Annotated in this window: 27 protein-coding genes; 15 read left to right on the forward strand and 12 right to left on the reverse strand. The window is 73.8% G+C overall.

Features of this window, described 5'->3' with window-relative positions; genetic code table 11:
- The first annotated feature begins 109 nt into the window (after positions 1–109).
- From AC27L3_RS12725 to AC27L3_RS12735, 3 genes are read left to right on the forward strand one after another with little or no spacing between them, the layout of a single operon-like run.
- Positions 110–1,525 (forward strand): FAD-dependent monooxygenase, encoded by a 1,416-nt coding sequence (locus AC27L3_RS12725; protein WP_487234127.1) that lies wholly within the window; start codon positions 110–112, stop codon positions 1,523–1,525.
- Positions 1,522–2,973: an MFS transporter gene (locus AC27L3_RS12730; protein WP_487234128.1), complete on the forward strand. Its 1,452-nt coding sequence runs from the start codon at positions 1,522–1,524 to the stop codon at positions 2,971–2,973. The genes AC27L3_RS12725 and AC27L3_RS12730 overlap by 4 nt, the downstream gene beginning before the upstream one ends.
- A 40-nt stretch (positions 2,974–3,013) precedes the next feature.
- Positions 3,014–3,655 carry a hypothetical protein gene (locus AC27L3_RS12735; protein WP_487234129.1) on the forward strand — a complete coding sequence of 214 codons (642 nt, stop codon included), beginning with the start codon at positions 3,014–3,016 and terminating at the stop codon, positions 3,653–3,655.
- A gap of 24 nt (positions 3,656–3,679) precedes the next feature.
- On the opposite strand, the gene AC27L3_RS12740 is transcribed toward AC27L3_RS12735, so the two are convergent.
- From AC27L3_RS12740 to AC27L3_RS12750, 3 genes are read right to left on the reverse strand one after another with little or no spacing between them, the layout of a single operon-like run.
- Positions 3,680–6,463: a pyridoxal-dependent decarboxylase gene (locus AC27L3_RS12740; protein WP_487234130.1), complete on the reverse strand. Its 2,784-nt coding sequence runs from the start codon at positions 6,461–6,463 to the stop codon at positions 3,680–3,682.
- Positions 6,464–6,467: 4 nt separating this feature from the next.
- A complete protein-coding gene (locus tag AC27L3_RS12745; RefSeq protein WP_487234131.1) occupies positions 6,468–7,289 on the reverse strand; it encodes a hypothetical protein in 822 nt (273 codons plus the stop codon).
- Entirely contained in the window at positions 7,286–8,707 is a 1,422-nt protein-coding gene (locus tag AC27L3_RS12750; RefSeq protein ID WP_487234195.1) for a pyridoxal phosphate-dependent decarboxylase family protein, read from the reverse strand. Before AC27L3_RS12750 ends, AC27L3_RS12745 begins: the two co-directional genes overlap by 4 nt.
- A 196-nt stretch (positions 8,708–8,903) precedes the next feature.
- On the opposite strand from AC27L3_RS12750, the gene AC27L3_RS12755 reads away from it, so the two are divergent.
- The 3 genes from AC27L3_RS12755 to AC27L3_RS12765 all read left to right on the forward strand — a co-directional run bounded on the left by AC27L3_RS12755 (position 8,904) and on the right by AC27L3_RS12765 (position 10,143).
- Positions 8,904–9,200, forward strand: coding sequence for an ATP-binding protein (locus AC27L3_RS12755; RefSeq protein WP_487234132.1), 297 nt, complete (start codon positions 8,904–8,906; stop codon positions 9,198–9,200).
- Between the two features lie 256 nt (positions 9,201–9,456).
- Positions 9,457–9,735 (forward strand): hypothetical protein, encoded by a 279-nt coding sequence (locus tag AC27L3_RS12760; RefSeq protein WP_487234133.1) that lies wholly within the window; start codon positions 9,457–9,459, stop codon positions 9,733–9,735.
- Positions 9,736–9,801: 66 nt separating this feature from the next.
- Positions 9,802–10,143, forward strand: a complete 342-nt coding sequence (locus AC27L3_RS12765; RefSeq protein WP_487234134.1) for an antibiotic biosynthesis monooxygenase family protein — start codon at positions 9,802–9,804, stop codon at positions 10,141–10,143.
- Positions 10,144–10,231: 88 nt separating this feature from the next.
- On the opposite strand, the gene AC27L3_RS12770 is transcribed toward AC27L3_RS12765, so the two are convergent.
- The 3 genes from AC27L3_RS12770 to AC27L3_RS12780 all read right to left on the reverse strand — a co-directional run bounded on the left by AC27L3_RS12770 (position 10,232) and on the right by AC27L3_RS12780 (position 12,921).
- The gene (locus tag AC27L3_RS12770; RefSeq protein WP_487234135.1) at positions 10,232–10,789 is read right to left on the reverse strand and encodes a hemerythrin domain-containing protein; all 558 of its coding nucleotides are present in this window, start codon (positions 10,787–10,789) and stop codon (positions 10,232–10,234) included.
- A gap of 141 nt (positions 10,790–10,930) precedes the next feature.
- Positions 10,931–12,274, reverse strand: coding sequence for a sensor histidine kinase (locus AC27L3_RS12775; protein WP_487234136.1), 1,344 nt, complete (start codon positions 12,272–12,274; stop codon positions 10,931–10,933).
- On the reverse strand, positions 12,271–12,921 hold the full coding sequence (locus AC27L3_RS12780; protein WP_487234137.1) for a hypothetical protein: 651 nt from the start codon (positions 12,919–12,921) through the stop codon (positions 12,271–12,273). Before AC27L3_RS12780 ends, AC27L3_RS12775 begins: the two co-directional genes overlap by 4 nt.
- 470 nt (positions 12,922–13,391) lie before the next feature.
- On the opposite strand from AC27L3_RS12780, the gene AC27L3_RS12785 reads away from it, so the two are divergent.
- The 4 genes from AC27L3_RS12785 (at position 13,392) to AC27L3_RS12800 (ending at position 17,259) form a co-directional block, all read left to right on the forward strand.
- Complete coding sequence (locus AC27L3_RS12785) at positions 13,392–14,384, forward strand: NHL repeat-containing protein (RefSeq protein WP_487234138.1); 993 nt, start codon at positions 13,392–13,394, stop codon at positions 14,382–14,384.
- 75 nt (positions 14,385–14,459) lie between these two features.
- Entirely contained in the window at positions 14,460–15,914 is a 1,455-nt protein-coding gene (locus AC27L3_RS12790) for an MFS transporter (RefSeq protein ID WP_487234139.1), read from the forward strand.
- Positions 15,915–15,938: 24 nt separating this feature from the next.
- Complete coding sequence (locus tag AC27L3_RS12795) at positions 15,939–16,442, forward strand: MarR family winged helix-turn-helix transcriptional regulator (RefSeq protein WP_487234140.1); 504 nt, start codon at positions 15,939–15,941, stop codon at positions 16,440–16,442.
- Between the two features lie 7 nt (positions 16,443–16,449).
- Positions 16,450–17,259: a class I SAM-dependent methyltransferase gene (locus AC27L3_RS12800; protein ID WP_487234141.1), complete on the forward strand. Its 810-nt coding sequence runs from the start codon at positions 16,450–16,452 to the stop codon at positions 17,257–17,259.
- Here the strand turns inward: AC27L3_RS12800 and AC27L3_RS12805 are convergent.
- A complete protein-coding gene (locus AC27L3_RS12805) occupies positions 17,225–18,040 on the reverse strand; it encodes an SAM-dependent methyltransferase (RefSeq protein WP_487234142.1) in 816 nt (271 codons plus the stop codon). The genes AC27L3_RS12800 and AC27L3_RS12805 overlap by 35 nt on opposite strands.
- Before the next feature lie 62 nt (positions 18,041–18,102).
- Between AC27L3_RS12805 and AC27L3_RS12810 the strand changes: the two genes are divergently transcribed.
- Positions 18,103–18,537 (forward strand): MarR family winged helix-turn-helix transcriptional regulator, encoded by a 435-nt coding sequence (locus tag AC27L3_RS12810; protein WP_487234143.1) that lies wholly within the window; start codon positions 18,103–18,105, stop codon positions 18,535–18,537.
- Between the two features lie 22 nt (positions 18,538–18,559).
- On the opposite strand, the gene AC27L3_RS12815 is transcribed toward AC27L3_RS12810, so the two are convergent.
- Positions 18,560–19,120 (reverse strand): GNAT family N-acetyltransferase, encoded by a 561-nt coding sequence (locus AC27L3_RS12815; protein WP_487234144.1) that lies wholly within the window; start codon positions 19,118–19,120, stop codon positions 18,560–18,562.
- Positions 19,121–19,361: 241 nt separating this feature from the next.
- Between AC27L3_RS12815 and rox the strand changes: the two genes are divergently transcribed.
- Positions 19,362–20,792, forward strand: coding sequence for a rifampin monooxygenase (rox, locus tag AC27L3_RS12820; RefSeq protein WP_487234145.1), 1,431 nt, complete (start codon positions 19,362–19,364; stop codon positions 20,790–20,792).
- 199 nt (positions 20,793–20,991) lie between these two features.
- Here the strand turns inward: rox and AC27L3_RS12825 are convergent, their stop codons facing one another.
- The 3 genes from AC27L3_RS12825 to AC27L3_RS12835 form a co-directional block, all read right to left on the reverse strand.
- Positions 20,992–21,879, reverse strand: a complete 888-nt coding sequence (locus AC27L3_RS12825) for a glycoside hydrolase family 19 protein (RefSeq protein WP_487234146.1) — start codon at positions 21,877–21,879, stop codon at positions 20,992–20,994.
- A gap of 232 nt (positions 21,880–22,111) precedes the next feature.
- Positions 22,112–22,615, reverse strand: coding sequence for a hypothetical protein (locus AC27L3_RS12830; RefSeq protein ID WP_487234147.1), 504 nt, complete (start codon positions 22,613–22,615; stop codon positions 22,112–22,114).
- A gap of 170 nt (positions 22,616–22,785) precedes the next feature.
- Positions 22,786–23,202 carry an organic hydroperoxide resistance protein gene (locus tag AC27L3_RS12835; RefSeq protein WP_487234148.1) on the reverse strand — a complete coding sequence of 139 codons (417 nt, stop codon included), beginning with the start codon at positions 23,200–23,202 and terminating at the stop codon, positions 22,786–22,788.
- Positions 23,203–23,294: 92 nt separating this feature from the next.
- On the opposite strand from AC27L3_RS12835, the gene AC27L3_RS12840 reads away from it, so the two are divergent.
- From AC27L3_RS12840 to AC27L3_RS12850, 3 genes are all read left to right on the forward strand, one after another.
- Positions 23,295–23,882 carry a TetR/AcrR family transcriptional regulator gene (locus AC27L3_RS12840; protein ID WP_487234149.1) on the forward strand — a complete coding sequence of 196 codons (588 nt, stop codon included), beginning with the start codon at positions 23,295–23,297 and terminating at the stop codon, positions 23,880–23,882.
- 105 nt (positions 23,883–23,987) lie between these two features.
- Positions 23,988–24,182, forward strand: coding sequence for a hypothetical protein (locus tag AC27L3_RS12845; protein WP_487234150.1), 195 nt, complete (start codon positions 23,988–23,990; stop codon positions 24,180–24,182).
- Positions 24,183–24,357: 175 nt separating this feature from the next.
- Positions 24,358–25,179 carry an SDR family NAD(P)-dependent oxidoreductase gene (locus tag AC27L3_RS12850; protein ID WP_487234151.1) on the forward strand — a complete coding sequence of 274 codons (822 nt, stop codon included), beginning with the start codon at positions 24,358–24,360 and terminating at the stop codon, positions 25,177–25,179.
- Between the two features lie 82 nt (positions 25,180–25,261).
- Here the strand turns inward: AC27L3_RS12850 and AC27L3_RS12855 are convergent, their stop codons facing one another.
- A complete protein-coding gene (locus AC27L3_RS12855; protein WP_487234152.1) occupies positions 25,262–25,975 on the reverse strand; it encodes an AfsR/SARP family transcriptional regulator in 714 nt (237 codons plus the stop codon).
- Positions 25,976–26,047: the final 72 nt, after the last annotated feature.

The raw sequence follows: 26,047 nt of genomic DNA on the forward strand, positions 1-26,047 counted from the left end.
ATCGCACCGGTCGTGACCCGTGGGGTCGGGCCGAGACGCTCTGGACACGTGCGATGCCGGATGCCAGCCTGGACCGGTCAGCGGGAGGACGGACAAAGGAATTCACCGCATGACCGGCGTCACGCCCTTGCCCGATACGGTTCAGGTCGCCGTGGTCGGAGGCGGGCCCGTCGGTCTGCAGTTGGCCGGGGAGCTGGGCCTTCGGGGGATCAGTTGTCTCGTGCTCGAACGAAATGTCCGGCTGCCGCAGGCGACCCGTGCCCTCGTCCTGCACTCCCGGACCCTGGAATTCCTCGACATGCGCGGAATTGCCGAACCCTTTCTCGCCCACGGACACCGGTACCGGCACTACCCCCTGGGTTCCGAAGGATCCATTGCGCCTTTCGCCGCGCTCGACAGCCCCTTTCCTTATGCGCTCGCGCTGCCTCAGCACCGCACCACAGTGCTGTTGGAGGAGTACGCCCTCAACAGCGGCGCCCTCATCGCCCGCGGGGCGGAAGTCACCGGAATCCGGCAGGACGAGGCGGGCACCGAGCTGACCGTCCGGCGTTCGGGGAACGTGCGGCGAATACGTGCCGCCTACATCGCCGGGTGCGACGGCGCCCGGAGTGCCGTGCGCCGGCTGTCGGGCATAGCCGCGTCACGCACCGTGCACCCCTACGACGTCATTTCGGTCGACGCACGGCTCGACTTCGAGCCGCAACAGCCATGGAGCCGATGGGGACTGGACGGCATGGTGCTGCTCCTGCCGTTCGGCGACGGACGCTGGCGCGTCATCCTCTACCCCTACCGTCGCCCCGAAGCCCATGCCGCCCGGGCCGACGCCCGCGACACGGCCCGCATCCAGGCGCTGCTGTGCCGGATCGCGGGCCGCGAGCTCGCGCTGCGCGAGGTCGAGTGGCTCAGCCGCTACCGCTGCGAGCACCGCCACGCGGCCCGCTACCGGCGGCACCGCGTCGTGCTGGTGGGTGATGCCGCTCACGTCCACCCACCCACCGGCGGCCAGGGCCTCAACACCGGCCTGGCCGACGCCATGAGCCTGGGATGGCGCCTCGCGGCGGCCGTCACCGAGCCCCGCCACGAGGCACTGCTGGACGCCTACGCCGAGGAACGGCGGCGCAGCGCCGCCCACGTCATGCGGCTCACCGCCGCCATGCTCCACGTCAACGCGCTGCCCTCGCCCTGGGGGCACGCGCTTCGCGCCCTCGTCCGCACGGCCCTTCGCCCGCCCCTCCCGCGCCGACGCCTCGCCGCCCGCCTGGCCGGCCTGCCGGCAAGCGCCACGCGGCGCGGCACGGGCCCCCGGAGCGGCGCGCGGGCCCCGGATGCGCCGCTGCTGGCCACGGCGACCACCGCCCCGGGCCGGCTGTTCGAGGCCCTCAGAGCAGGCCACCATGTGCACCTGACCTCCGCCCGGGGCACGACGGATGCCCGGGCACCCGCCGTCACGCTGCCCATGGTGACCGTCCGGTCCGCGGCCGGGCGGCAGCCGTGCATCGTCCGTCCCGACGGGTACTACCTGTGAGTCCCGGCCCACCGGACCACGCGCGGGCGCGGACGGCGACGCCCGGCCGCCCACCGTCTCTCGCCCCCTTCGCCTGCCATGCGGCGCTGCTCTGCGGAGCACTCGCCATCGCCTCGGTCACGGCGGCCGTGCCCGCGGTCGCGACCGACCTGGGGATGGACCCCGTCCGGACCCAGTGGTTCGCCTCCGCCTATCAACTCACCTGCGGTCCCCTGCAACTCGGGGTGAGCCACTTCGCCGACCGGTACGGTGCCCGCCGTGTCCTGCTCGTCGCCCTGGCCGTCTTTGCCGTGGCAAGCCTGCTGGCCACCGCGGCCGCCACCCCCGCCGTCGTCATCGCCGCCCGGCTGGTCCAGGGCGTCGGCGGCGCCGCCCTCTCGCCCGTCAGCCTCGCCCTTCTGCTCACTCTTCGCGGCGGAACGGACAGCGAGCCGCATGCCGTCGCGGGGTGGGTCTCCACCGCCGCCGCGGCCTCCTGCCTGGGGCCCGTGCTGGGTGGACTGCTCACCGGCCTGATGGGCTGGCGGGCGGTCTTCGGCGCCCTCACCCTCCTCGCGACCGCCAGTGCGGTCTGCACCCTTCACGCGCCCGGCGGCCGCCCTCCACCGACGCCGCCCCGGCACGCTGCGGACGTCGTCGGCATCACCCTGTGCACCGCCGCCGCTGTCGCCGCGCTGATCACGCTGACCGCCCCGGCGGCCACCGCTTCCCCACCGGCACGGGCAGTGATCGGGTTGCTGACCGCGACACTGACCGGTCTTCTCGTCCTGCGCACACGACGTGCCCCACGGAGCGCTGTGGATGCCGGGCTGCTGCGGCAGGCGGCCACGCGCCGAGCCCTGCTCGTCCTGCCGGCACTCTTCGCCGCGAACTCCGCCTTCACCTTCCTCACCTACTTCACTCTCACCCGCTCCTACGGCCTGAGTCCGCTCCCGGCGGCGCTCGTCGCCCTGCCTGCCGCGGCCCCCGCCGTCCTCACCGCGCGCCTGGCCGCCCGGCGGACCGGTGAACACCGCGACGGCGCCCCTCTCATGCGCACCGGGCTGATGTGCCTGGCAGCCGGCATGCTCATCAGCGGCTGCGGCCAGTGGCACCCCACGCCCCTGTGGTTGATCAGTGGCGCGTGCGCCTTCGTGGGAAGCGGCCTCGGCCTGGCCAACGGCTCCGCCATGACCGTGCTCAGCTGCGGCCGCACGTCGCACCGCACCGCGCAAGGGGTGGCAGCGGCGACCACGTGCGCCATGCTCGGTGGCGCGGCGGGGCCGCCGGCGGCGGGAGCCGCACTCGCCCTGGTCGGGCATCCTCCCCGCGCCTGCGGGGCATCGACCTGTGACGCCCTGGGAACGCCGCCGGGAGCCCCACTGGCGCTGACGGTGCTGGGGCTGCTCACTGCCGCCGTGGCCGTGGCGCTGACCGCCCGGCGCCTGCACCCCGTGGCCCACGTGTAGCGGGGCGCGCCGGCGGGCTCCTGCGCCGTACGGGGATCGCGTGCTGCTGCTCGTCACCGGCTTCCTGGTCGTGCGCCGGACGTACTGCGGGCCCGAACGCAAAGATGCTGTCGTCGGGTACGCGGTGGCATGGCGGGAGGGGTGGGCGGACATGGGCGGAGCGGTCTCATGGGGCCGAAGGCTCGGGTGCGTGGTGGCGGCGTCGCTGGCCGCGCTGGTGCACGCGGCGCCCGATGCCTCGGCACACCCATCACGTGCGGCCGTGAGCTGCGCGGGGAGCAACACCATCGCGTTCTCGCCCGGTCTGTCGCTGGCGGCGCAACGGACCCGGATCGGCGGCAGCGGTGCGTACCGCTGTGTTTCCACCGACCCGGCGCTGCGGTCGGGGACGTCCTCGATCAGCGGGGGCGGGTGGAACGGCTGCTTCTTCTCCGATGCGACCACGGTCGAGCGGATCACCTGGAACACGGGGGAGCGGACGACGGTCGTGTACCGCATGGGGAACGTCCAGCAGGTGGCCGGGCAGGCGGTCGTCCTGGTCGTGGGCCGGGTGACGCAGGGGAAGTTCGCGGGACGGACGGTGGCCTCGCCGGGGCTTCAGGCCACGCTCGACCCGCTGGCGTGCGCGTCGAAGGGCGGGGTGGGGCGGATCACCGGTCCGTCGGCGCTGGTGGTCCTCTGACCGGGTGGCCGTGCGGTGGCCGTGTCAGGTCTCGCGGCCGTAGCGGGTGACCAGGTCCAGGACGTACGCGGCGTCGGCACGGGTGCTGGTGGGGTTGATGGTGCACATGCGCAGCACGGTGGCTCCTCGCACCGTGGTGGTGAGGAGAACGGCTCCGCCGTCGGCGCACACCCTCCGGCTGATGTGCGCCTGCGCCGCGTCGGCGTCCCAGGTCGCGGGCGCACCCCGGGGCCGGCAGCGGAAGGTGAGGATGGCCAGGCTCGGCGGCGTGACCAGCTCCAGCTCGGGGTGGGCCTCGACGAGTCCGGCGGCGTACTCGGCGAGGTCCGCTCCCTGCTCGATGGCCTGGCGGAAGGCCGCGGCGCCGAAGGTCTTCAGGGAGAGCCACAGCTTCAGAGCCCGCAGGCCGCGGCTCTGCTGCGGGCCGTAGTCGGAGAGGTCGACCTCCTCGCGGGCCGGGGCGCCCGGATGGGCGGGGCGGAGATACCCCTGGTCCAGGGCGTGGCGGGCCATGCCGAAGGTCTCCGGGAGCAGCTCGGGGCGGCGCAGCAGGGCACAGCCGATCTCGTAGGGCTGGAACAGCCATTTGTGCGGGTCGACGGTGAGGGAGTCGGCCCGGCCGAGTGCACCGCGCAGAGGGTGACCGCGTGAGGTGCCGGCGACGGCCGCGCCGTGGGCGCCGTCGACATGCAGCCACAGGTCCTCCTCCTCGCACAGATCGGCCAGGCGGTCGAGCGGGTCGACGGCCCCGGTGCCGGTCGTCCCCAGCGTGGCGACGACGGCGAAGGGACGCAGCCCCGCGCGCCGGTCGCGGGCGATGCGCCCCGCCAGGGCGCCGGCGTCCAGGCGCAGGTCGTCGTCCGGGGGCAGGACGGTGAGCTGTTCCCGGGCGAGGCCCAGCAGGTGCGCCGCCTGTGCGACGGAAGGGTGGGCCTGGGAGGAGCAGTACAGCCGGGCGTGCGGCTGCGGCCGGCCGTCGAGCCGGTGGTCGCGGGCGACGGCCAGACAGGTCAGGTTGGCCGTGGACCCGCCGCTGACGAACAGGCCGCCGTGGCCCTCCGGGAGGCCCAGGAACGTCTTCAGCCAGCGCAGGGTGGTCAGTTCGATCTGAGTGGGGCCCGCCCCGACGAGCCAGGCGCCGGGGACGGAGAGGTACGCGGAGGCCAGCGCGTCGGCGAGCACGGCCGGGAAGGTGCCGGTGGCGGGCACGAAGGCGAAGCAGCGCGGGTGGTCCAGCCGGGTCGCCTCGGCGAGCGCCCGCTCGGTGAGGTGGTCGAGGAGGCCGGGCAGGTCGTGGGTGCCGTGCTCGGGGAGAGGCTCGTCGAGGCGGGCGCGCAGAGCGGCGGGCGCGGGGGCGTGGCAGGGCGGCCGGGAGCCGGGGCCGGTCATCCGGTCGATGACGAGTTCGACGGCGTGGCGTCCCGCCTCGCGCATCCGCCGCTCGTCCAGCCGCAGTGGGGGCAGCGGGGGAGGCGCGGCCTCGGCGTTCGCGTCGTCCCTTCCCGCGCCGGGGGCGAGGGCCGCGACCCAGGCCGAGGCGCCGGACCGCAGGTGCGGGCGGGGCCGCAGTTCCGCGACCGGCCGCGGGAACTGGACGAGGGCCAGCTCCTGGCCCGCGACGAGCGGCCCGGAGCGGGCGACGGCCCACCACAGGGCCTCGTCGTCGGCCAGCCGGGAGACCACGGGCGGCCCGGGCAGCGGTCCCGTCACCGCGTGTCCGTCCCTGCGGTAGCGCCCCGTCGGGGCCGGACGGAGCGCCACGGCGTCCGTACCGGCATGCACCACGAGCTGACTGGGGCGCAGGCCGGGCGGCATGTCTGCGGCCGCCGCAGGGGGCAGGGCGTCAAGCAGGAAGGACAGGACGTGCAGGCCCAGGGACGGCAGCAGGCCCACCGCGCCCTCGGCGGCCTGGACCAGGGACACGACCGTCTGGAAGCGCGGATTGACCTCGACGGCCCGCAGCCGGCCGCCGTCCTCCACCAGGTCCAGGCCGAAGACCCCGCGGAAACCGCGTCCTCGCAGGACCTCGCCCACCTGGTACGCGGCCGCTCGGGCCTGCCCGTACAGCCCCTCGGGCAGGTCGGCCGGGCCGACGAGCTGGTTGCCGCAGTGCGCGCCCCAGGAGGCGGCCAGCTCGGGCAGCCCGACGAGCTGGTGGGAGACCGCCGAGACGACGGTCCGGTCCGGCCCGGCGCACGCGGTGACGGTCAGGGAGATCCCGGGTGCGAAGCGGCTGAGCTTGACGGGTTCGTCCGGCCATGCCTCCAGGCGGGCCCGCAGGCTCGACGGCCCGTCGACGAGGACGGTCCCGCGGCCGAGCAGGTTGTTCGCCGCCCGCTGGGCGACGGCCTGCCGCCACCGGCCGCTCCAGTACGCCTGTGCCGGCTCGCGGCCCGTCGCGGGGATCACCACGAAGGGCGGGACGGGGACGCCGGCCTCGGCGAAGAGCCGGGTGGCGCTGATCTTGTCGGCGGCCCACGCCGTGACGCCGGCGTCCGGGGCCAGCAGCCGGTAGCCGTGCGTACGGGCCCAGGTACGGGCGTTGTTGCCGTGCTCGGGAGCGAAGGACACACAGACGCGGCGCGGATCGGGCGGGCACGGTGGCCGGCCGGGCGGGGGTGCCGGCACGGGCTGCCACGCGGAGACCGGCTCGTGCCGGAGCCAGGCGGGCGCCGGCCGGAACGAGGCGCTCACGGCGGGGCAGTGGTCGAGCCACACGACCTCGTCGACCAGATCGGCCAGAAGCCGCAGACCGGTGCGTGCGTCGATGCCCTCGATGTCTCCCGCGGTCCGCGGGGCGGGACTCACGGGCTCACTCGTCCGCTGCACGGCCGCTCCCCTCCCGGGTCGTGTGCCGGGCCAGGAGCGAGGCGCCGTCCGGCACGCAGCGCTCGCAGATCGCCGCGTGCGCTTGCCGGTTCCTTCGCTGGGCCGCCCGCAGCAGCGTCTCCTCGTGACGGATCACGGGGAGGAGGGGAGTCGACGCGGGCAGGTTCCCGAGCGCGGTGGTGAGGGCGCGGGTCCGCTCGGTCATGACCCGGTGCTCCCGATTGAGGGTTCCGGAGAAGCCCGGTGCGGCGAACGGCGGCTCCATCGTGGGCCGAATCTCGTCCGCATAGACGCAGGCGGGGAAGTCCGAGGCGTAGGCCATGGCGGCGGTGGCCGCGTCGTACAGCGTGCGCAACCGCTCCAGGCCGTGCCGGACGGAGGCCCACCGTGCGGCGCCCACGGCGGCCACGGTGTCGTCGAGGGTGCTGTTCATGGTGGTCAGCAGGAGATGGAAGAGCTGATGGCCGAGTTTCCAGCGGCGCAGTGCGTCGCCCGGGCCGTCGTCGCAGGGCCGGTCGCCGGCAGTCTCGCCGTGCAGCCACGCGGCCAACGTAGCGTGGGAGGCGTGCACCAGGCCGGTCAGGACCGCGGCACGCTGGGAGTCGTCCAGACCGGTGTGCGGAAGGTCGGCGAGGACGGCTGCCTGGAGCCGGAGCAGGCCGCACGTCCAGGACCTCAGGTCCGGCGCGTGGCGCGCGATGTGGAAGTACCGGTCGTAATCGGCGGTCGTGGCCGCCGGAGGCCGCGCGGGGATGCGCGCGTCGGTGGCCAGGGGCAGCGGGACCGGCGCCATGTCGCTGTTCACCGGCCGCCCCCGCGAGGAGCAGGACGCGACGCCTTGGCGAGCTGCTCCACCCGCTGGTGCAGGCGCTCCAGATACAGCTCGCTCTCCGGTTTCATCAGCACGCTGCGCAACACGTGGGTGGCGTCGCCGTCCACGACGGCATCGGCGCGGCGGGCGGTGAACGCGCCGGCGGTGACCCGGGCGACGCTGAGGAAGACGGGGTCCTCCTTGGCGTTCATCCCCCGGTGCATCACCTCCTTGCTCGCCGCGCCGACACGGGACAGGCACGGCGGCGAACTCCCCGGAGCCGCCGGGTAGTACGTCACGATGTCGAGTTCGGGAGGCTGGTACGCATCCAGGTACGCGGAGGCGCCGATCAGCTCGGCCCAGCGGACGGCGGCCCGCCGTCCGGCGGCGAGCACCGCCCCGAGCCCGTCCGGGGTGAGCGGCAGCAGCTTCAGCGTCAGCCACGCGGCCGCCGCGGCCGCACCGGAGCGGGAGCATTCGAGGCCGATCTCCCCCAGGTGGGGCCGGCGCGAGGTGAAATAGGTGTAGGGCGAGTCGTGCCGGAAGAACCGGGCGACGTCCGGGTTCGCGAACAGCACCGCTCCACAACCGTACGGCTGCAGCCCGTGCTTGTGCGGATCGATCACCACCGAGTCGCACTGCGCCATCGCCCGCAGCGCGTCCCCGGTCTCCGGCGCGAGGTGCGCCCGCCTCCCGTCGGGCGCTGCGTCGGCCAGCAGCCGGAAGAAGCCGCCGTAAGCGGCGTCGGCATGCACGCGCACCCCGTACCGGCGCGCCAGCGGGACGATGCGGTGCAGGGGGTCGACGGCACCCAGCGCCGTCGTGCCCGTGGTGGCGACGACCGTGCCGGCGGCCCCGGTGGACAGCAGCCGCTCCAACGCGGCCATGTCCATGCGCCCACGCTCGTCCACCGGCACGGTGCGGACGGGAACGCCCAGCAGATGGCACATCCGGGCGTGCGTGTAGTGCGCCTCGGCGCTGACGGCCACCCCCGTGCCGGGGCGGCTCTCGCGGGCGACGAACAGGGCTTCCAGGTTGGCCTGGGTGCCGCTGCTGGTCAGGTGCCCCAGGTGGGTCGCGAACCCGACCATCTGCGCGAGCTGCTCCACCACCTCCTCCTCCATGACGGAGGTCGCCGGACCGCCGTCCAGCGCGTGGTTGTTGGAGTTGACCAGCATGGCGGCCGCATAGCCGGCGACCGCCACCGGGTGCGGCGGTTTGAGCATCTGCCCTGCGTAACAGGGGTGGAAGAAGGGATAACTGCCCCGCAGCCGGGCGGTCAGCTCCTCGAACGCCGCCTCGCAGGCCGCGTCGTCGACCGCCGTCGCGCTGTGCGCCGCGAACTCGCCGTACGTGCGCGCCCACTCCCGGAAGGCTTCGACGCCCCGCCCGAGCCAGTACCCCAGCTCCATGCCCACCCCCGACCCCGGCCCCTTTGGCCCGATCACCGTAGCGACAGAAAATCACCCCATCGCGACAATCGACGGCAATCACCTGAAAGAGGCAAGCGGGAGGCCGGTTCGGCGAACCGGTGACGTGTCCGGGGGCTCCTCCGGCTCGTTGTTGCCACATATGCCCGTCTTGCCGGAATCGGCTGAAGGAGTTCGGATGCGACGAGTTCTCGCGGCAACGGTCCTGACCGCGGCCGCGCTGAGTGCAGGCGTCACCGGCCCGGGCGCCGTCGCCCATGCCGCGGGCGGGGCCCCGGCCGGGGGTGACGAGCTCGGGCGGACCCTGCCCGCCGTCGACCGGGCGGACGGTGCCCTGAGACAGGCGACCTCCGGCGTCCAGCGGTTCATCGGGCAGGCGGCGGGATCGGCGGGACGGTCCATCGGCGGCGCCATGGTCGCGGGTACGAGGGGCGGCCTGCCGAAGGGAAGCCCCCCGGCGCCGGCCGGCGGCTGAGATTCCGCCCGAGGCGTCGGCATGCCGGACATCGCCTTGCCGAAGTGCTCGACGCCCGAGAACAGCGGATCCCGCGCCGCCTTCCGATGGAAGGGCAACTACCCGGCACCGGCTAGGATTTGCTCGTTCTTGAGAAGGGGCGCTGATGGGCACCAGGTTTATAGAGGTAGACGAATCGCGGCAAGGCGAGCCGGGCGTGCGGAAGGGAGGCAGAACATTGACGGTGGGAGGCCGGTCCATCACCCAGGAGACATGGGTGAAGGTCGAATCCTACGACGATCTCGACCCGACCGTGACCGGGGACGTCCATCTGCACACGTTCGCCGTCCCGGGTATGGAAGTGCGGGTCGGGGCCGCGGCGAATGGCGAGGAGGGGAGCGGCGAATTGGAAACCAGATTGATCCCCTCTGTCCAGTATTACCAGATCGAGCTCGGGCCCGACTCGCTGAATAAGCTCCATGACGCGCTCAAGCCCTTCATTGCCGCCGCCACGGAATGCGAACCGCCGAAGGGTCGCAAGATACGTGCCAAGTAGTCCACGGCGACGGCCCGGTCCTGCAGCCTTGACCTCAAGTGCGGTTGAGGGAGGACGATGCGTTCCATGAGTCAGGACAGCACACCGACCGGCGACACGTCGGTCACGTTCATCAACGTCATCGAGGTGCCCGCCGAGCGGGTCGACGCGTTCATCGCCCAATGGCAGGAACGTGCACGCATCATGAGTACTGCGCCGGGATTCCGCGATTCACGGCTGCACCGGGCCATGTCCTCGCAGACACGCTTCCAGCTGGTCAACGTCGCTCACTGGGACAGCCGCGAGGCGTGGGAGGCGGCCATGTCCCACCCGGAGTTCCGGGCCCGGATGCGCGCCCTCGAGGACGACCCGGACGTGAAGGTGTCGGCAAACCCGGCGCTGTACCAGGTTGCCGTCAGCTACGAGTGAGGGGCCGTCAGGACCAGCGCCGCGAAAACGGCGCTGGTCCGAAAGCCGGTCCCAAAGCCGGTCCGAAAGCCGGTCCGAAACAGCCCCCTCAGCGGCCGCGGCCGGTGATCAGGTCACGCGCGCGGTCGACCAGCCCCGCACCGGGCGCCAGGAGCTTGTTGGCCGGCGGCCGGTCGGGGGCGGACGGGTGGGGCCGGGTCGGTGCCGTCTTCTTGGCCCTGCGGATCTTGTCGCCGAGCTTGTCGAGCTGCTCGGCGGAGCAGGCGCGCTGCAGCAACGTGAACAGACGGCTCTCCTCGTCCGCCACGTGTTGCAGCACCTCTTCCCGCAGCTGCTCCAGCGTGGCCTCGAACGCGTGCTCGCCGGGGCGCGCGCTCTCCAGGTCCTTCAGCAGCCGCTCCACCCGCGCGTGGTCGGAGATCTCCTTCTCCGCCAGCGCGGCCCCGTCGTCCACGTGCGCGCGCACGGCCGGGTACAGGTACTCCTCCTCGGCGACCGAGTGCCGTACCAGCTCGATGGTGAGCTCGTCCGCCAGGGACCGCCGCCGCGGGTCCTCCGCCGGCAGCGACTGGATCTGCCGGAAGAGGGATTCCACCTCGCGGTGGTCGGTGGTCAGCTCCTCGATGACGTTTCCGCCGTGGCTCATGCGATGTCCCTTCGCTCGTGTGCCGACGCGTCTGCCCGCGGCGGGCCACGCCATGCCATGCGTTCCCCGTGCCGGTACCGGACCGATCGATGCGATGGGCCAGGGGAGTGACAGCCGCTCAGGCGCCGCGGGGAACGTCCCTCAAGGGCGATCCCAGGCGACGACCGCGTCGCTTCCGTGGTCGTCGGGGGCCGACCCGGGCGGGAGGCGCAGCTCGGTGACGGCTCCGCCGTCCGGGGCGTTGGCGAAGCGGAGCGTGGCGCCCAGGACCTGCGCCTGGCCCGTGGCGATCGTCAGGCCCAGGCCGTGCCCGGTCCGTCTGCCGCCCTCCGCGCCGCCCGACTGGCTGCGGAAGCGCTGCGGGCCCTGCCGCAGGAGGTAGGCGGGGTAGCCGTCGCCGTGGTCCCGAACGGTGACAAGGCGGCCGTCGACGGTGACCACGACGGGCGGCCGGCCGTGCTTGTGGGCGTTGGCGACGAGGTTGCCCAGCACCCGCTCCAGCCGGCGCCGGTCGGTCTCCACCTCGGCGTCCCGTACGACGCGGACCTCGGTCGCCGTCCCCGTGGCCCGTACCGCGCGCTCGGCCAGCGGGCCCAGCCGGTGGACGCCGAGGTCGGCCCGCTCCACCTGTGCGTCGAGCCGGGAGATCTCCAGTAGGTCCTCGGTCAGCCGCACCAGGGCGCCGACCCGGTCGCGCACCATGTCGGTCGGGCGGCCGGGCGGCAGCAGTCCCGCCGCGGCGTGCAGCCCGGCCAGCGGTGTGCGCAGTTCGTGGGCGACGTCGGCGGTGAAGCGCTGTTCGCTGTGCAGCCGCGCCTGGAGGCTGGCGGCCATCGCGTCGAGCGCCGCCGCCACCGCGGCGGCCTCGTCCTGCGCCCGGCCGGGGCGTTCGGCCCGCGGGTCCTTCACGCGGGCGTCGAGGTCACCGGTGCTGATGCGCCGGGCCACCTGGGCGGTGTGGTGCAGCCGGCGGGTGATGCGGGAGACGGAGACCAGTCCGGCCACCAGGGTGACGACGACGGCGGCGCCGGCGGAGCCGGTGATGGCGCGGTCCAGTCCGCGCAGGGCGGCCGCCTGCTCGCTGTAGTCCAGCCGGACCGCCAGCGCCCTGCCGCCGGCGACGGGCGTGACGGCCCACATGACCGGACGGCCCCGGTGGGCGGCGAGCTGCGTTCCGCGTTCCTGCCGCTGCACCGCCATCTCGCGCAGGGGAGCGGGCAGGTCCGGCGGGTCCACCGCCGCGTCGCGGCCGAGGGGCTGCCCCGCGACGTACGCGGCCACGGTGCGGTCCAGTTCCGCAAGGGCCGCGCCGCGCGCCCGGTCCTGGGTCTGGCGGTCCACCAGCACGTGCACCAGGACGCCGACCATGACGGCGAGCAGGCAGCACATCGCGGTGATGAAGACGGCGGCCTTCCAGTAGAGCGTCGCCGTCCAGGCGGGCAGCCGCCGCACCCGTCCGCGCAGGCGCGGTCGACGGGCGCTCACGACGTACGCCTTGGGGGAGGGGAGGGGGCCGGGGCGGTGCGCCACTCGTACTCCGTGGACTGCAGCACCATGACCTGTCCGTCCCACCCGTAGACGGAGCGGATCTCGTAGGTGGGGGTCTCGGTCGGCTCCCGCATGATCAGCTTGCCGCCGGTCACCTCGAACGACCGCGGCGTCCCGGCGGCGTCCAGGATCCGGTGCACCACGCCGTCCTTGAGCGTGTAGACCCAGACGGCCACCACGTGTTCCGTGCCCTCCACGCCGACGATCAGCTCGGGCTTCCCGTCACCGGTCAGGTCGTGGTACTCCGGCGCCCGCACCGGGCACGACCGCGGCTGCGCGGCACAGGCGGCGATCTTGTTCTCGGTGCCCTTCTCGAAGGCCGGCGCGCCGCGCCGGGCATCGGCGGCGATCTGCGCCCGGACGACGGAGAGCACCGGCACCGTGCGGATGTCCCCCGACGGCACCCGGGCCAGCGCGGGCAGCGGCATCGGCGTGTCGTCCCCGCCCGGGGCCGGCGAGGGCGGCGGCGCCGGCGGCCGGTCGGGCCACAGCCGCGCCGGTCCGGAGACGGGCGGGGTGTGCCCGGCGCTGCGGGGCGGCCCGGTCTCCGTGCACCCGGCCAGCAGGGCGGCCGTTCCCGCCATCACGACCGCCAGGGCCGCCGCTCGCGCACGACGGGCCGGACGCGGCCGCAGGGCGGTGGGCCCGGCACCTGCGGAAGGCGCCGGACAGGGGCGTGCAAGGGCAGACATGTTCTCCGCGTCGCTGTGCGGCGGTCGGACAAAGCCCTGACACGGTAACGCATGGGCCCACCGGGCCGGTTTTCTGTTCGATTCCCGGCCGTTTTGCGTACCCGTCCCCGCCCATCGCCCGTACGGATGAACGTGGCGCAACCGTCGTCCGATCGTCGGGTCATCCGCTTGCATGGACCCGTCATCTATGCCGTGCGCTTGGGGAGGGCCGGTTGGATCGCCGTACGTTTCAGGGCCGACTTCTGCCACTGGGGGGCCTGGCCATGGCCGGGGCCCTGTGGGGGACACGGGGGAGCGCGGCCGCCGATCCGCGGCATGCGGCCGGGCGGGGGAGTACGGGAACCGGGGCGCCCCGCCGCTCGGTGGTGGAGTACGCGCTGCCGCCCGCCGAGGAGACGCACGAGATCATCAAGGTGCCGGACCGGCCGATGGCGCTGGTGTCGCAGATGTCCAACAGCCACCTGGTGAAACTGAGCCTGGACCCGCGCACCGAACAGGTCACCGGCGCGAGGGCGTTCCCGCTGGGGCCGAAGGACGCGATGCTGCACGGCCTGGCGGTCTCGGCGCGCCACCCGGGCCGGATCTGGGCCACGCACGAGGGCGGGAACCGGCTGCTGCTGGTGGACCCGCGGGCGGACGCGCTCGGTGCCGCGCCGCGTGTCGAGAAGGAGATCGCCGTTCCGGGCGGCGGCCGGGGCCCGCACTACGTCAGCGAGTACGGCGACACCCTGTGGGTGACGTTGAAGGGGAGCGACCAGGTCCTGGCCCTGGACCATACGCGCCCGCAGCGCTTCCGCCTCTACGGGGCCGAACCCCATCCGATCTTCGCCGCGCGGCACCCGGGCAGCGGGGACTTCTACGTCAGCCAGGACGGGGCGAGCTCGGTGCTGCGCATCGACCCGCGCAGCGGCCGCAGCGTGCAGATGCCCGTCCCGGCGGAGCAGGGCAGCACACCGGTCGGGCTGGTCGCCGGGGCCGGCGCGGTCTGGATGGTCCTGCTCGGCACGGCACGGGACGGGACCGGCACGTTCGGCCGGATCGACGCGCAGGGCCGGATCGCCTGGCACCGGCTGCGGGCCCCGCAGGGCCGCTCGGCGTCCCTGCTGCACCTGGCCCTCGACCCGCACGAGCCCGTGCTGTGGCTACTGGCGTCGTCGATCGTCTCCGACGCCGCGCGGGACCAGGTCGTCCGCGTGCGGTTCGACGCGTCGTGGACCCGCATCGTGGAGGAGGAGTACGCGGCGCTGCCGACGCAGATGTGCAAGGCCCACCGCCTGCTGCCGCTCGCGCGCAGCGTGCTCGTCACGGAGCTGACGACCGCCACGGTGGCCCAGCTGGCCGGCGCCCGCCCATGACCCATTGCATCGGTCACCAAGTATTTCGGTGACCGATATATTCTGGAAGGGAGGGGCCCGCGGACAGGAGAGACGATGCCCGGCGACGTGCGCACAGCAGGAACCGTCCGGCTTCCCGGAGCCCTGATACGCGAACGGCCGCGACCGGAACGCATACGCACCCACCCGGCGGCCTGGCGGCTGGCCGTGGCCACCGTCTGCTTCGGGGCCTTCATGGGCCAGCTGGACGCCGGCATCGTCAGCCTGACCTACGCGGACCTGCGGACCGGCTTCGGCGCCTCCCTCACCGCCGTCACCTGGGTCTCCCTCGCCTATCTGCTCACCCTCGTGGCCCTGCTCCTGCCTGCCGGCCGGCTCTCCGACGCCCACGGGCGCAAACTGCTGTACCTGTACGGGTTCGTCGTCTTCACCGCCGCCTCCGCCGGCTGTGCCCTCGCCCCCACCCTGCCCGTACTGATCGCCCTGCGCGTCGTCCAGGCCGCGGGCGCGGCCCTGATGCAGGCCAACAGCGTCGCCCTGGTCGCGACGAGCGCGCCGCCGGGTCGGCTGCGGGCCGCCCTCGGCGTCCAGGCCACCGCCCAGGCCCTCGGGCTCGCGCTCGGCCCGCTCGCCGGGGGAGCGCTGGTCACCACCCTGGGCTGGCGGTGGATCTTCGCCCTGAACGTGCCCGTCGGGCTGGTCGCCGTGGTCGCGGGCCACTTCCTGCTGCCCCGTACGCGGCAGCGTCACCGCGCGCCCGGCTTCGACCTGCAGGGGACGGCCCTGCTCGCCGTCGCCACCACCGGCGCCCTGCTCGGGCTGTCCGCCCTCTCCGCAACCCCGGCCCGGCCCTGGCCGGCGGCTGCCGCACTCCTGGTCGCGGCCGGTGCGGGCACCGGGTTCGCCCGGCGCCGGCGCACGGCGCCGCACCCCCTGCTCCCACCGGACCTGCTGCGGCCCCGGCCCGTCCGCGCCGGCCTCGCCGGGGCCCTGTGCGGCTACCTGGTCCTCTTCGGTCCCATGGTGCTCGTCCCCCTCGTCCTGATCGGCCACGGCAGCGACGCCCTGGGCGCCGGACTGGTGCTGGTCTGGCTGCCTGCCGGCTTCGCGACGGCCGCCACCACCGCCGACCGGGCGCTGCCGGGCAGCTGGAGCCCCAGGGCGCGCTGCCTGCTGGGCGCCGGCCTGGTCCTCGCGGCGCTGGCGGCCCTGTACGCCCTGCCCTTCACGGCGGCGACGCTCCCCCCGGCCCTGGTGCTGCTCGGCCTCGGCCTCGGCGTCTTCCTGCCCGCCAACAACGCCGTCGTCATGGCGGCCGTGCCCGCCGGTTGCGCCGGTACGGGCGGCGGGCTCGTCAACATGGCCCGCGCCACCGGCTCCGCCCTCGGCGTCGCCCTGGTCACCCTGGCCCTCCACCTTCCGGGCACCGGCGCCCGTACCCCGCACGGCCCCGTCCTCGTCCTGCTGGCAGCCGCGGCGGCCGCGCTCGCCACCACCCTGCGCACGCCGCCCGCCCGGCCCCTTCCGCGCCAGGGGGGAGGAGCGGCGTGAAAGCCGCCGGTTACAGTGGCGGCCATGTCGCCGCAGCCCCGGTCCGGACAGGCCCATGACGCACCGACAGGTTCCGGGGAACCGGACGCCCGGCAGCTGACCGAAGCGGTCACCCGCCTGCGGCGCTCCCTGCGCGCCTCCATCCGCACCGACTACCCCTGGGAGAGCCTGCCCATGGCCCAGGTCGAACTGCTGCAGGCCCTCGCCGAACACTCACCCGCCCGCGTCGGCGACCTCGCCACCCGCCAGCGCCTGGCCTTCAGCACCGTCAGCGGCCTCGTCACCCAGATGATCAACACCGGCCTGGTGGCCCGCGCCACCGACCCCAAGGACCGCCGCGCCTCCGCCGTCACCCTCACCGACACCGGCCGCCACCAGCTCGCCGCCTGGAACGCCGCCCACGAACAGCGCCTGAGCGGCGCCCTGCAGGCCCTGCCGGAGGAGGACCGCGCCGCCATCAGGGCCGCCCTGCCCGCCCTTTTGCGCATCGCCGACCTCCTCGGCCCCGACGCACCCGAAGGACGCTGACGACACCGTGAGCGCAGACCCCCGTGCCCGCGCCTTCGACGCGGCCGCCGCCCGGTACGCGGCCGGCCGGCCCGCGTACCCGCCGGACGTCCTGGACCACGTCGAGCAGGCCATGGACCGCCCGCTGGCCGGCGCCCGCGTCGCCGACGTCGGCGCCGGCACCGGCATCGCCACCCGCCTCCTGCACGAGCGCGGCGCCGACGTCGTCGCCGTCGAACCCGGCGGGCCGATGGCCGCCCGGTGCCGGGAGACGCTGCCGGACGTGCCCGTCGTCCGGGGCGACGGCAACGCCCTGCCCCTCGCCTCCTGCTCCCACGACCTCCTCGCCTACGCGCAGTCCTGGCAGTGGACGGACGTCGAACGCTCCGTCCCCGAGGCACTGCGTGTCCTGCGCCCGCGCGGTGTGCTCGCCCTCTGGTGGAACACCACCGCGTTCGACGTGCCGTGGATCCGTGCGCAGCACGAGCGCATCGCCCACCACTGCACGCTGCCCCCGCGTCCGAGGACGTTGCCCGACGACGCGGAAGCCGTCCGTCTCGCGGGCCTGTCGGGCCTGCCGGTCGTACGCCGGCAGGTGCGCTGGAGCCGGGCGGTGACCCTGGACGTGCACCTCGCCAACATCACCAGCCGCTCGGCGTTCCTCGTCCTCGACGAGGCCGCCACCCGTGCCTTCGCCGCCGAGGAGCGCCGGCTGCTGCGCGCAGCGTTCCCCGACGAGGTGGTGGAGGAGACCTACGTCGTCGACCTGCTGATGGCGACACGCCCGGATCGTGCTGCGCCCCTCACGGGGCGCCGGGCGCGGCCCGCAGGGCCGTGATGAAGCCGGTGCCGGAGGGGTTGGCCATGGGACGCCCGTAGTGGGCCGCGACCGCGTCGAGCGGGTGCTCCTCGGTGGACCAGCCGTGGCCGGCGAGCCAGTCGGCGGTGCCGGCGCCCAGGCCGCCCTTCCACAGGGAGGTGATGTGCGCGACGGACGGGTCGTCGACGACGGTCCTGCCGCTGCGCCCCCGCTCCAGGGCCAGCCGGCTGGCAGGGGCGGACAGCTCGCCGACGGTCGCGAGCAGCGCGGCCGCCTCCTCGGCGGTGAGGTACACCAGCAGACCCTCGATCAGCCAGGCGGTCGGCCGGGCGGGGTCGAAGCCGGCGGCGACCAGGCGGTCGGCCCAGCCGGGGGTCAGCAGGTCCGCGGGCACGGCAGTGCGCTCGCAGCGCGGTGCGGCGTCCTGAGCGGCGAGCACGCGGTGCTTGAACGCGAACACCGGCGGCAGGTCGAGCTCGTACAGGCGGACCCCGGTGGGCCAGGGCAGCCGGTAGGCGCGGGTGTCCAGCCCGGCTGCCAGCAGAACCACCTGGTCGCAGCCGGAGCCGACGAGCCGGTCGTCGTAGAAGCGGGTCCGCAGGACCGTCTGGCGCACCAGGGCGGTGGCCAGCGGGCCGGGGCGGTGCGGCGGGTGTATCGGTTTGTCGGAGGCGGCCACGAAGGCTGCGGCGTACGGATCGGTGAACAAGGGGCTCTCGGCAGCGCTTTCGTGGGCGCGCACCCGGGCCACGGCCAGTGCCGTCTTCGACACGGCGCTCAGCGGTTGCGAGGTCGTCATGCTCCGCACATTACATCGCCAGCGATGTATCTGCACCGATGTATGAGGGGTATATTCGGGCCATGGACGGAATGCAGCTCCTCGGCCTCGGCAGGCGCCTGATCGAGCTCGGCAGGCAGGTCATCGACGAGGCCGGGCCCACCGCGATCACCCCCGGCGAGGCGGCCGTGATCGCGGACGTGTTCCGCTACCCCGACTGCTCGGTCCGCGAGATCGTGGCCCGCACCGGATTCGCCCAGAGCCATGTCTCCGCATCCGTGAGCAGGCTGCGCGAACGCGGTCTGCTGGAGACGGCGGCCGACCCCGCCGACGGCCGGCGGACCCTGGTCCGCCTGACCGACCGCGCACGCCGGGCCGTACGCGCCCGCGCCGACCGCCCCGCCGACGAGGCGATCGCCCGGGCCGTCGCGGACCCCGACCAGGCACGGCGGGTCGTCGCGCTGCTCGACGAACTCGCCCGGCTGCTGCCGCCGGCCAAGGACGCCCCGCGAGCCTGATCCGCCGGCGGTACCCGGCGGATCAGCCCATCGCGGCCCGCCACTCGCTGCGGAGCATGGCGTACACGTAGTCCTCGCGCCACGCGCCCTTGAACCGCTCGGTGCCGATCATGTGCGCCTCGCGGCGCATGCCCAGCCGCTCCAGCAGCGCGGCGGAGGCGGTGTTGCGGGCGTGGCAGCGGCCCACGACGCGGTGCAGGCCCAGCGCATCGAAGCCCAGCCGCAGGGCCTCCCGGGCGGCCTCGGTGGCCAGTCCCCGGCCCTGGAAACGGGGGTTGAAGACGTACCCGACCTCGCCCTGCCGGTGCTCCTCGCTGAGCCAGACCAGCTCGACCTGGCCGACGACCCGCCCCTCCTCGGGCAGCACCACCGCCAGGCTCAGGCAGTCGCCGGACCGTCGCAGCTCCGTCTCGCGCGCCATCTGCGCCACGGCCTGCGCGCACTGCGCGCGGTCGCGCGGCTCCCAGCGCATGTACCGGGCGACGTCGGCCCGCCGCTGGTAGTCGAGGACGTCGTCGGTGTCCTCGGTGGTGAAGGGACGCAGCTGCAAACGGGCCGTGACAAGCGGGAACGCGGGCTTCATGCGCACAACGTAAGGGGAGGACGGGGGCAGGGCGCCAGCGGATTTCGATCCCGCCGGAGAAGCCAGGGAGAAGACCCGGGAGAAAGCCTCGGAGAAAAACCTCGGAGAAAAACCTCGGAGAAAGAGGCCATACCCCTTGCCCTTTACAACCTATAGCGCATGGGGGGCCTTGCCGCAAGGCCCCCGGTGTGCCGCAGAATGACCGGCCGATGACGGAACCTGAAGGAACGGGGGGCTTGTGATGATTGACGTGATCGTGGCCGGTGGAGGACCGACCGGGCTGATGCTGGCCGCTGAACTGCGCCTGCACGGCGTGCACGTGGTCGTCCTGGAGAAGGCGGCGGAGCCGGCGAGGATGGTGCGCGCGCTGGGTCTGCACGTGCGCAGCATCGAGGTGATGGACCAGCGCGGCCTGTTGGAGCGGTTCCTGGAGAACGGCACGAAGTACGAAGGGTTCCCCGGCTTCTTCGCCGCGATCGGCAAGCCGTGGCCCGAGCGCATGGACACGGCGCACTCGTACGTCCTCGGCATCCCGCAGAACATCACCGACCGCCTGCTCGAAGAGCACGCCACCGCAGTCGGCGCCGAGATCCGGCGCAGCAGCGAGGTGGTCGGGCTGGAGCAGGACGACGAGGGGGTGACCGTCCACCTGGCCGACGGCACGTCCCTGCGCTCGCGCTACCTCGTCGGCTGCGACGGCGGCCGCAGCACCGTCCGCAAGCTCGCCGGCATCGCCTTCCCCGGCGAGCCCAGCAGGGTCGAGACGCTGCTGGGGGAGATGGAGCTGACCACGCCGCTGGAGGAGCTGACGGCGGTGATGGCCGAAGTGCGCAGGACCCAGACGCGGTTCGGCTTCATGCCGCTCGGCGACGGGGTGTACCGCGTCGTCGTGCCCGCCGCGGGGCTGGCCGAGGACCGCACCCTCCCGCCCACCCTGGAGGACTTCCGGCAGCAGCTGCGGGCCGTGGCGGGCAGCGACTTCGGGGCCCGCTCGCCGCGCTGGCTCTCCCGGTTCGGCGACGCCACCCGGCAGGCCGAGCGCTACCGGGTCGGCCGGGTGCTGCTCGCCGGAGACGCGGCGCACATCCACCCGCCGACCGGCGGGCAGGGCCTGAACCTCGGCATCCAGGACGCCTTCAACCTCGGCTGGAAGCTGGCCGCCGAGGTGGCCGGCTGGGCCCCGGCGGGGCTGCTGGACAGCTACCACGCCGAACGGCACCCGGTGGCCGCCGACGTCCTGGACAACACCCGCGCGCAGATGGCGCTGATGTCCACCGAGCCGGGCGCCCAGGCCGTACGCCGGCTGGTGGCGGAGCTGATGGACTTCGAGGAGGTGAACCGCCACCTGATCGAGAAGATCACCGCGGTCGGGGTCCACTACGACTTCGGCGAGGGCCACCACCTGCTCGGCCGGCGCCTGCGGGACGTCCGCCTCAAGCGGGGCCGCCTGTACGAGTTGATGCGCGGCGGCCGCGGGCTCCTGCTCGACCAGACCGGCCGGCTCTCCGTGGCGGGCTGGGCGGACCGGGTCGACCACGTCGTCGACGTCAGCGAGGAGCTCGACGCCCCCGCGGTGCTGCTGCGGCCGGACGGCCACGTGGCCTGGGCCGGCGAGGACCGGCAGGAGCTGCTGGACCGGCTGCCGCAGTGGTTCGGCGCCGCCGCGGCCTGAGCCGCACCCCCCGGAGAACCGCCACCACGGCGCCCCGTAGGGGCGCGGGGAACTGCGCGATCGGCCACCGACGGCCCGCTGCTCACCCCGGGGCCCGGGCGACCTGCGGGCACGTCGTGGCTTGTCGCGCAGTTCCCCGCACCCCTACGGGGCACCGCATGATCCGCCGGACGGGCCCTGGTGCGCGGGACCGGCAGGATCAGCAGGTCAGGTTGCCGCCCGGTGCCACCCCGAGCATCGCGGTGAAGCGCCGGTAGCTGTCCACCCGGCTCTGGACCTGTGCGGGGTTGCGGCCGTTGCATTCCATGGCCCCGTTGATGCTGCGGATGGTCTCCCCGAATCCGTGTCCGCCCACGACGGCGTCGTGCGGAGTCATCGTGCCGGGGCCCCGCTGGGTGTTCCAGTACCACAGGGCGGTCTTCCAGGAGACGGCCGCGTCGGTCTGGACGAGCGAGGGATTGTGGAGCAGGTCGATGCCGAGGGCGTCGCCCGCCGCCTTGTAGTTGAAGTTCCAGCTGAGCTGGAGGGGGCCGCGGCCGTAGTATGCGGCCTGGCCGGCCGGGCAGCCGTAGGGCTGGTTCAGGTCGCAGTAGTGGGGGTAGTTGGCGGTGTTCTGCTCGACGATGTGGACGAGCCCGCCGGTCTCGTGGGCGACGTTGGCGAGGAAGGCGGCCGCCTCCTGCCGCCTGACCTGTTCGCTGCCCGTGGTGGCGAAGCCGGGGTAGGCGCGCGCCGCGGTGACCAGGCCGTTGTAGGTGTAGAAGGCGTTGCGGTCCGGGAACATCTGCCGGAACTGCGCCTCGCTCACCGGGAAGGCGCCGGGCGTGCCGCCGCCCTGGCAGACGTACGGGTCCCAGTACCAGGTGCTGACGACGGGGTCGTAGCCGGGGTTGTCGTGCTCGGCGATGTAGTAATGGCCGTCGGTGTACCGGACGACCGTGCCCGTCGGGTACCAGGTCCCGGCGACCCAGCGGGGTGCGCTCTCGCAGGGGCCCGCGGCGCCGGCCGTGCCGGTGGGCAGCAGGAGGATCGTGCCGATCAGGGCCACGACGGCCGTCAGCAAGGTGGCGATGCGGTGTCTTCTCACGGAGGCTCCTTGCGGCATCGGTGCGAAGTGACGCGCGCTGACGGTATGGCTGACGGTATATGAGGGCGCCTCGGAAGTGCCGCAGCGCGTCGCCACCACGCAGTGAATGGCTGCCATGAAGAGCTCGTGCGACTTCGTTGTCAACGTTCACGCGTCATCGCGGGCCGCGCCCGCGGGCGTTGGGAATGTTTTCCGGACAACCGTCGTCGTGGGGGGTTGCGGTGGCGCGCCGTCAGTGGGCGAGGGCGGCCTTGACCACGACGATGAGCAGGCCGATCAGCAGGTTGACCGCGCCGGAGACCACTACCTGGTGCCGCGGGGCGCCGGCCCGGGCCACGGCCGCCGCGCCCCAGCAGGCCTGTTCGGCCACGGCGACGCACAGGCCGAACCACACCGTTCCGCCGAGGTCCAGCCCCAGCAGGGGGCTGAGGGCCACGGCGATCGAGGGCAGGACGGCCGCCTGGGCGATGGGCCATTCGGCCCCGAACGCCTGCAGGACGGTCCTGCGGTTCAGCGGCTGGTGGGCCAGCCGGCCCGCGAGGTGGGCGTAGCCGTGGGCGATCCAGAACACCAGGCTCGTGCACAGCAGGAGCAGGACGAGCTGCAGGCGGGAGTAGGGGCCGGCGACGCCGGTGCCGGCCAGGACCGAGGCGGCCAGCAGAGAACCGTAGACGGCCCCCGCGTAGTCGGCCGGCAGGTGTTGCGGCACCGGCCGGCCGGGCGGGACCTGTGCCACGGAGTGCTTCCTCACCCCTCAAGGATGGGGCGGCCCGCTGCCGGATGCGCTGCAGTGCACCGGGGCACGGCGCGTCGGGGGAGCGGGGGCGGCCGCCCCGGGTGCCGGGTGGTGACGGGCCGTCACCGCCGTGGCGGTACCGCCGGCGAAGGGCCCGTTCGGGCGACGGCTCACGCCACGACGAGGTCCACGGGGATGTTGCCGCGGGTGGCGTTGGAGTAGGGGCAGACCTGGTGGGTGGCCTCGACGAGCCGGTTCCCGGTCTCGCCGCGCAGCTCCTCGGGCAGCTCGACGCGCAGCGTCACCGCGAGCCCGTAGCGGCCCTCCCCGATGGCCCCGAGGCTCACCTCGGCCGTGACGGCGGCCTGCGAGGCGTCGACCTTCATGCGGCGCGCGACGGTGTGCAGGGCGTTGGTGAAGCAGGCGGCGTACCCGGCGGCGAAGAGCTGCTCGGGGTTGGTGCCCTCACCGCTGCCGCCGAGCTCCTTGGGGTGGGTCAGGTGCAGGTCCAGCGTGCCGTCGGCGGTGGTGGCGCGACCGTTGCGGCCGCCGTGGGCGGTGGCGACGGCGGTGTACAGCGGGGTCATGGCGTCACGTCCTCTCGAACCGGGGAGACAGACTGTTCTGTCTCCCTGCGGTGACGCTTACGGTAGACAGACCGTTCTGTTAATGTCAATGCATGGCACCGAAGACCCGACAGGACGCCCGTCCGACCGCCCTCCCGCCGCGGGAGCGACTGCTGGAGGCGGCCATTCGGCTGTTCTACGAAGAGGGCATCCAGTCCGTCGGCGTCGACCGGCTCATCGCCGAGGCCGGGATCACCAAGGCCACCTTCTACCGGCACTTCCCCACCAAGGACGCCCTGGTCCGGGCCTACGTCGAGGACCGCGACCGGGCGGTGCGGGCCAGGGCCGACGCCCTGGCCGCACAGGCCGGCGGCCCGCGCGAGGTGCTGACCGCCCTCGTCGCGGAGCTGGGCAAGCAGGCCTGCGGTGCGGGCTTCCGCGGCTGCGCGTTCATCAACGCCGCCGCCGAGTATCCCGACGCCGGCCACCCGGTCCGGCAGGCCGTCGCCGAGCATCGGCGCTGGTTCCGGGCGCGGCTGGTGCACTTGCTGCAGGACGCCGGTCATTCCCGTGCCGAGGACGCCGCCGACACGCTCGTCCTGCTGCGCGACGGCACCATGACCGGCGGCTACCTCGACGACCCGGCCCGCGCCGCGGCCGCCCTGCGGCACGCGGTCGACGCCGTGCTCGCCGCCGCCTGACGCCGCGCGGGGCGCGTACGTTCGTAACCCCTTGGTACGGAAAAGTCCAGAATTGATCCCCTGTCCGACACCTCGCGCGAGCGGTACGCCCGGCAGGGGAACGGCGTGCAGGAGGAGTTCGTCGACAGGCCGCAGGCGGCCGTCCACGAAGCGGACCGGCTGATCACTTCCCTGATGCGCGAGCGCGGCTACCCGACCGAGGGCTACGAGCAGCAGGTGGAGGACACGCCGGTCGCCGACCTCGTGCAGACCTTGGCCGCCACCTTCGCCCGGCACAAGCAGGAGCCGGAGGCCCAATGAAGCCAGGGCGAGGAGGCCGACACCGAGGCCCTGCGCACGGCCCTGTGCCGCTACCGGTCCTTCTTCAACCGCCTGCTCGGCAGCTGACGTCGGGCAGGCGGTTGCCTGGTGGTGTGGCCACCAGGCTCACCACGCTCTCCCCACCCGCCATGCCCGCCGGGCCACACTCGCCGGTATGAAGCGAACCACCGTTCTGATCACCGGTGCGACCCAGGGACTGGGCCGCGGCATCGCCCTCGACCTCGCCGCGCGCGGCCACACCGTCCTGCTCCACGGCCGCGACCGGGCCCGCCTGGAGGCCGTCGCGGCCGAGGCCGCCGCGGCCGACGGCGGCGGCGACGTGCGCACCTACCTCGCCGACCTGTCCGACCTCGACCAGGTGCACGCCATGACCGCCGCCGTCCGCGCGGCCGAGCCCCGGCTCGACGCACTCGTGAACAACGCCGTCGCGGGCGGCGGCGCCGAGCCGCTGCGCCGCGAGCTGAGCCGTCAGGGCCACGAACTGCGGTTCGCGGTGAACCACCTCGCCCCCTACGCCCTCGTCCGCGGCCTGCTGCCGCTGCTGAAGGCATCCGCGCCCGCCCGCGTCGTCAACGTCGCCTCGATCGGCCAGGAGGCCATCGACTTCGACGACGTCATGCTGGAGCACGACTACGAGGGCCTGCGCGCCTACTGCCGGAGCAAAGTCGCCCTCCTCATGGCCACCTTCGCCCTGGCCGACGAGCTCGACGGCACCGGCGTCACCGTCAACGCCCTCCACCCCGCCCACCTGATGGACACCGACGGCCTGCGCGCGTACGGCCTGACCCCGGTCACGACCGTCGACGAGGGCGTACGGCCGACCGTACGCCTGGTCATCGACCCGGCCCTGGAGACCACGACGGGCCGCTACTTCGACCAGTTCACCGACACGCGCGCCCACGAGCAGACGTACGACGCCGCGGCCCGCGAGCGCCTGATGGCCCTGACCGACCGGCTCGTGGGGATCGCCTCGTAACGCGCGCGGCGCGCAGCCACCGGCGGCGGCCGGCCCACCCGGGCAGGGGTGGGCCGGCCGCCGCCGCTGCCGTCCCGGTCGGTCAGGTGGGCATGAGGTCGCGCATCAGCTGGGTCATCCGGGAGGACGGCGTGACGTTGAGCTCCCGGCGCAGATAGGCGCGGTAGTCCCGGTAGCGCCTGATGGCACTGGCGACGTTGCCCTCCGCCAGGTGCACTTCGATGACGATGCGGTACGCGGTCTCGCGGAACGGGTCGACGGCGACGGCAGCCAGTGCCGCCTGGAGCGCGGGCAGGTAGTGCTGCTGCTGTTGCAGCTGCTGGGCGAGGCTTTCCAGCGCGTACAGACGCATCTGATCCCACCGGTCGCGCTCCAGCAGGAGCCAGTCCTCCGTCCACCCCGGGAGCAGTTCACGGCTCAGATCGCCGACGACCCCTTCCCAGACCCCGGGCAATGACATGGACCCGTCGATGATCCGGCGTGCCTCCGCCCAGGCGTGGTGCAGGTCCACCCGCAGCGCGGACGAGAGCAGCAGCCGCTGGCCGGCGCTCTCGATGACGGTGTCGTTTCCCACGCGCCGTCCCTGGCACAGGGCCGACCGCAGGTTCGCCGCCGCCCGGGCAGGGATGCAGTCGGGCCAGAGTTGCTCGGCGATCGCGCACCGGTGCGCGCCGTCGCTCTGCAGGGCGAGAAATGCCAGCAGACGCTGAGCCCCCTTGGCCAGGGGAACCGCGCTGCCGGCACAGGACAGCTCGAACGGTTTGAGCAGTTCAAGGGATGCACCATTCCACGACACATTCCCCACTGTGCAACCCGCCTGTGGCCCACGCACCTGTTGTTCGTCTTCGCCGAGGGCCCCGGAACCGCC

The sequence above is a fragment of the Streptomyces sp. PKA51 genome (assembly GCF_057552455.1).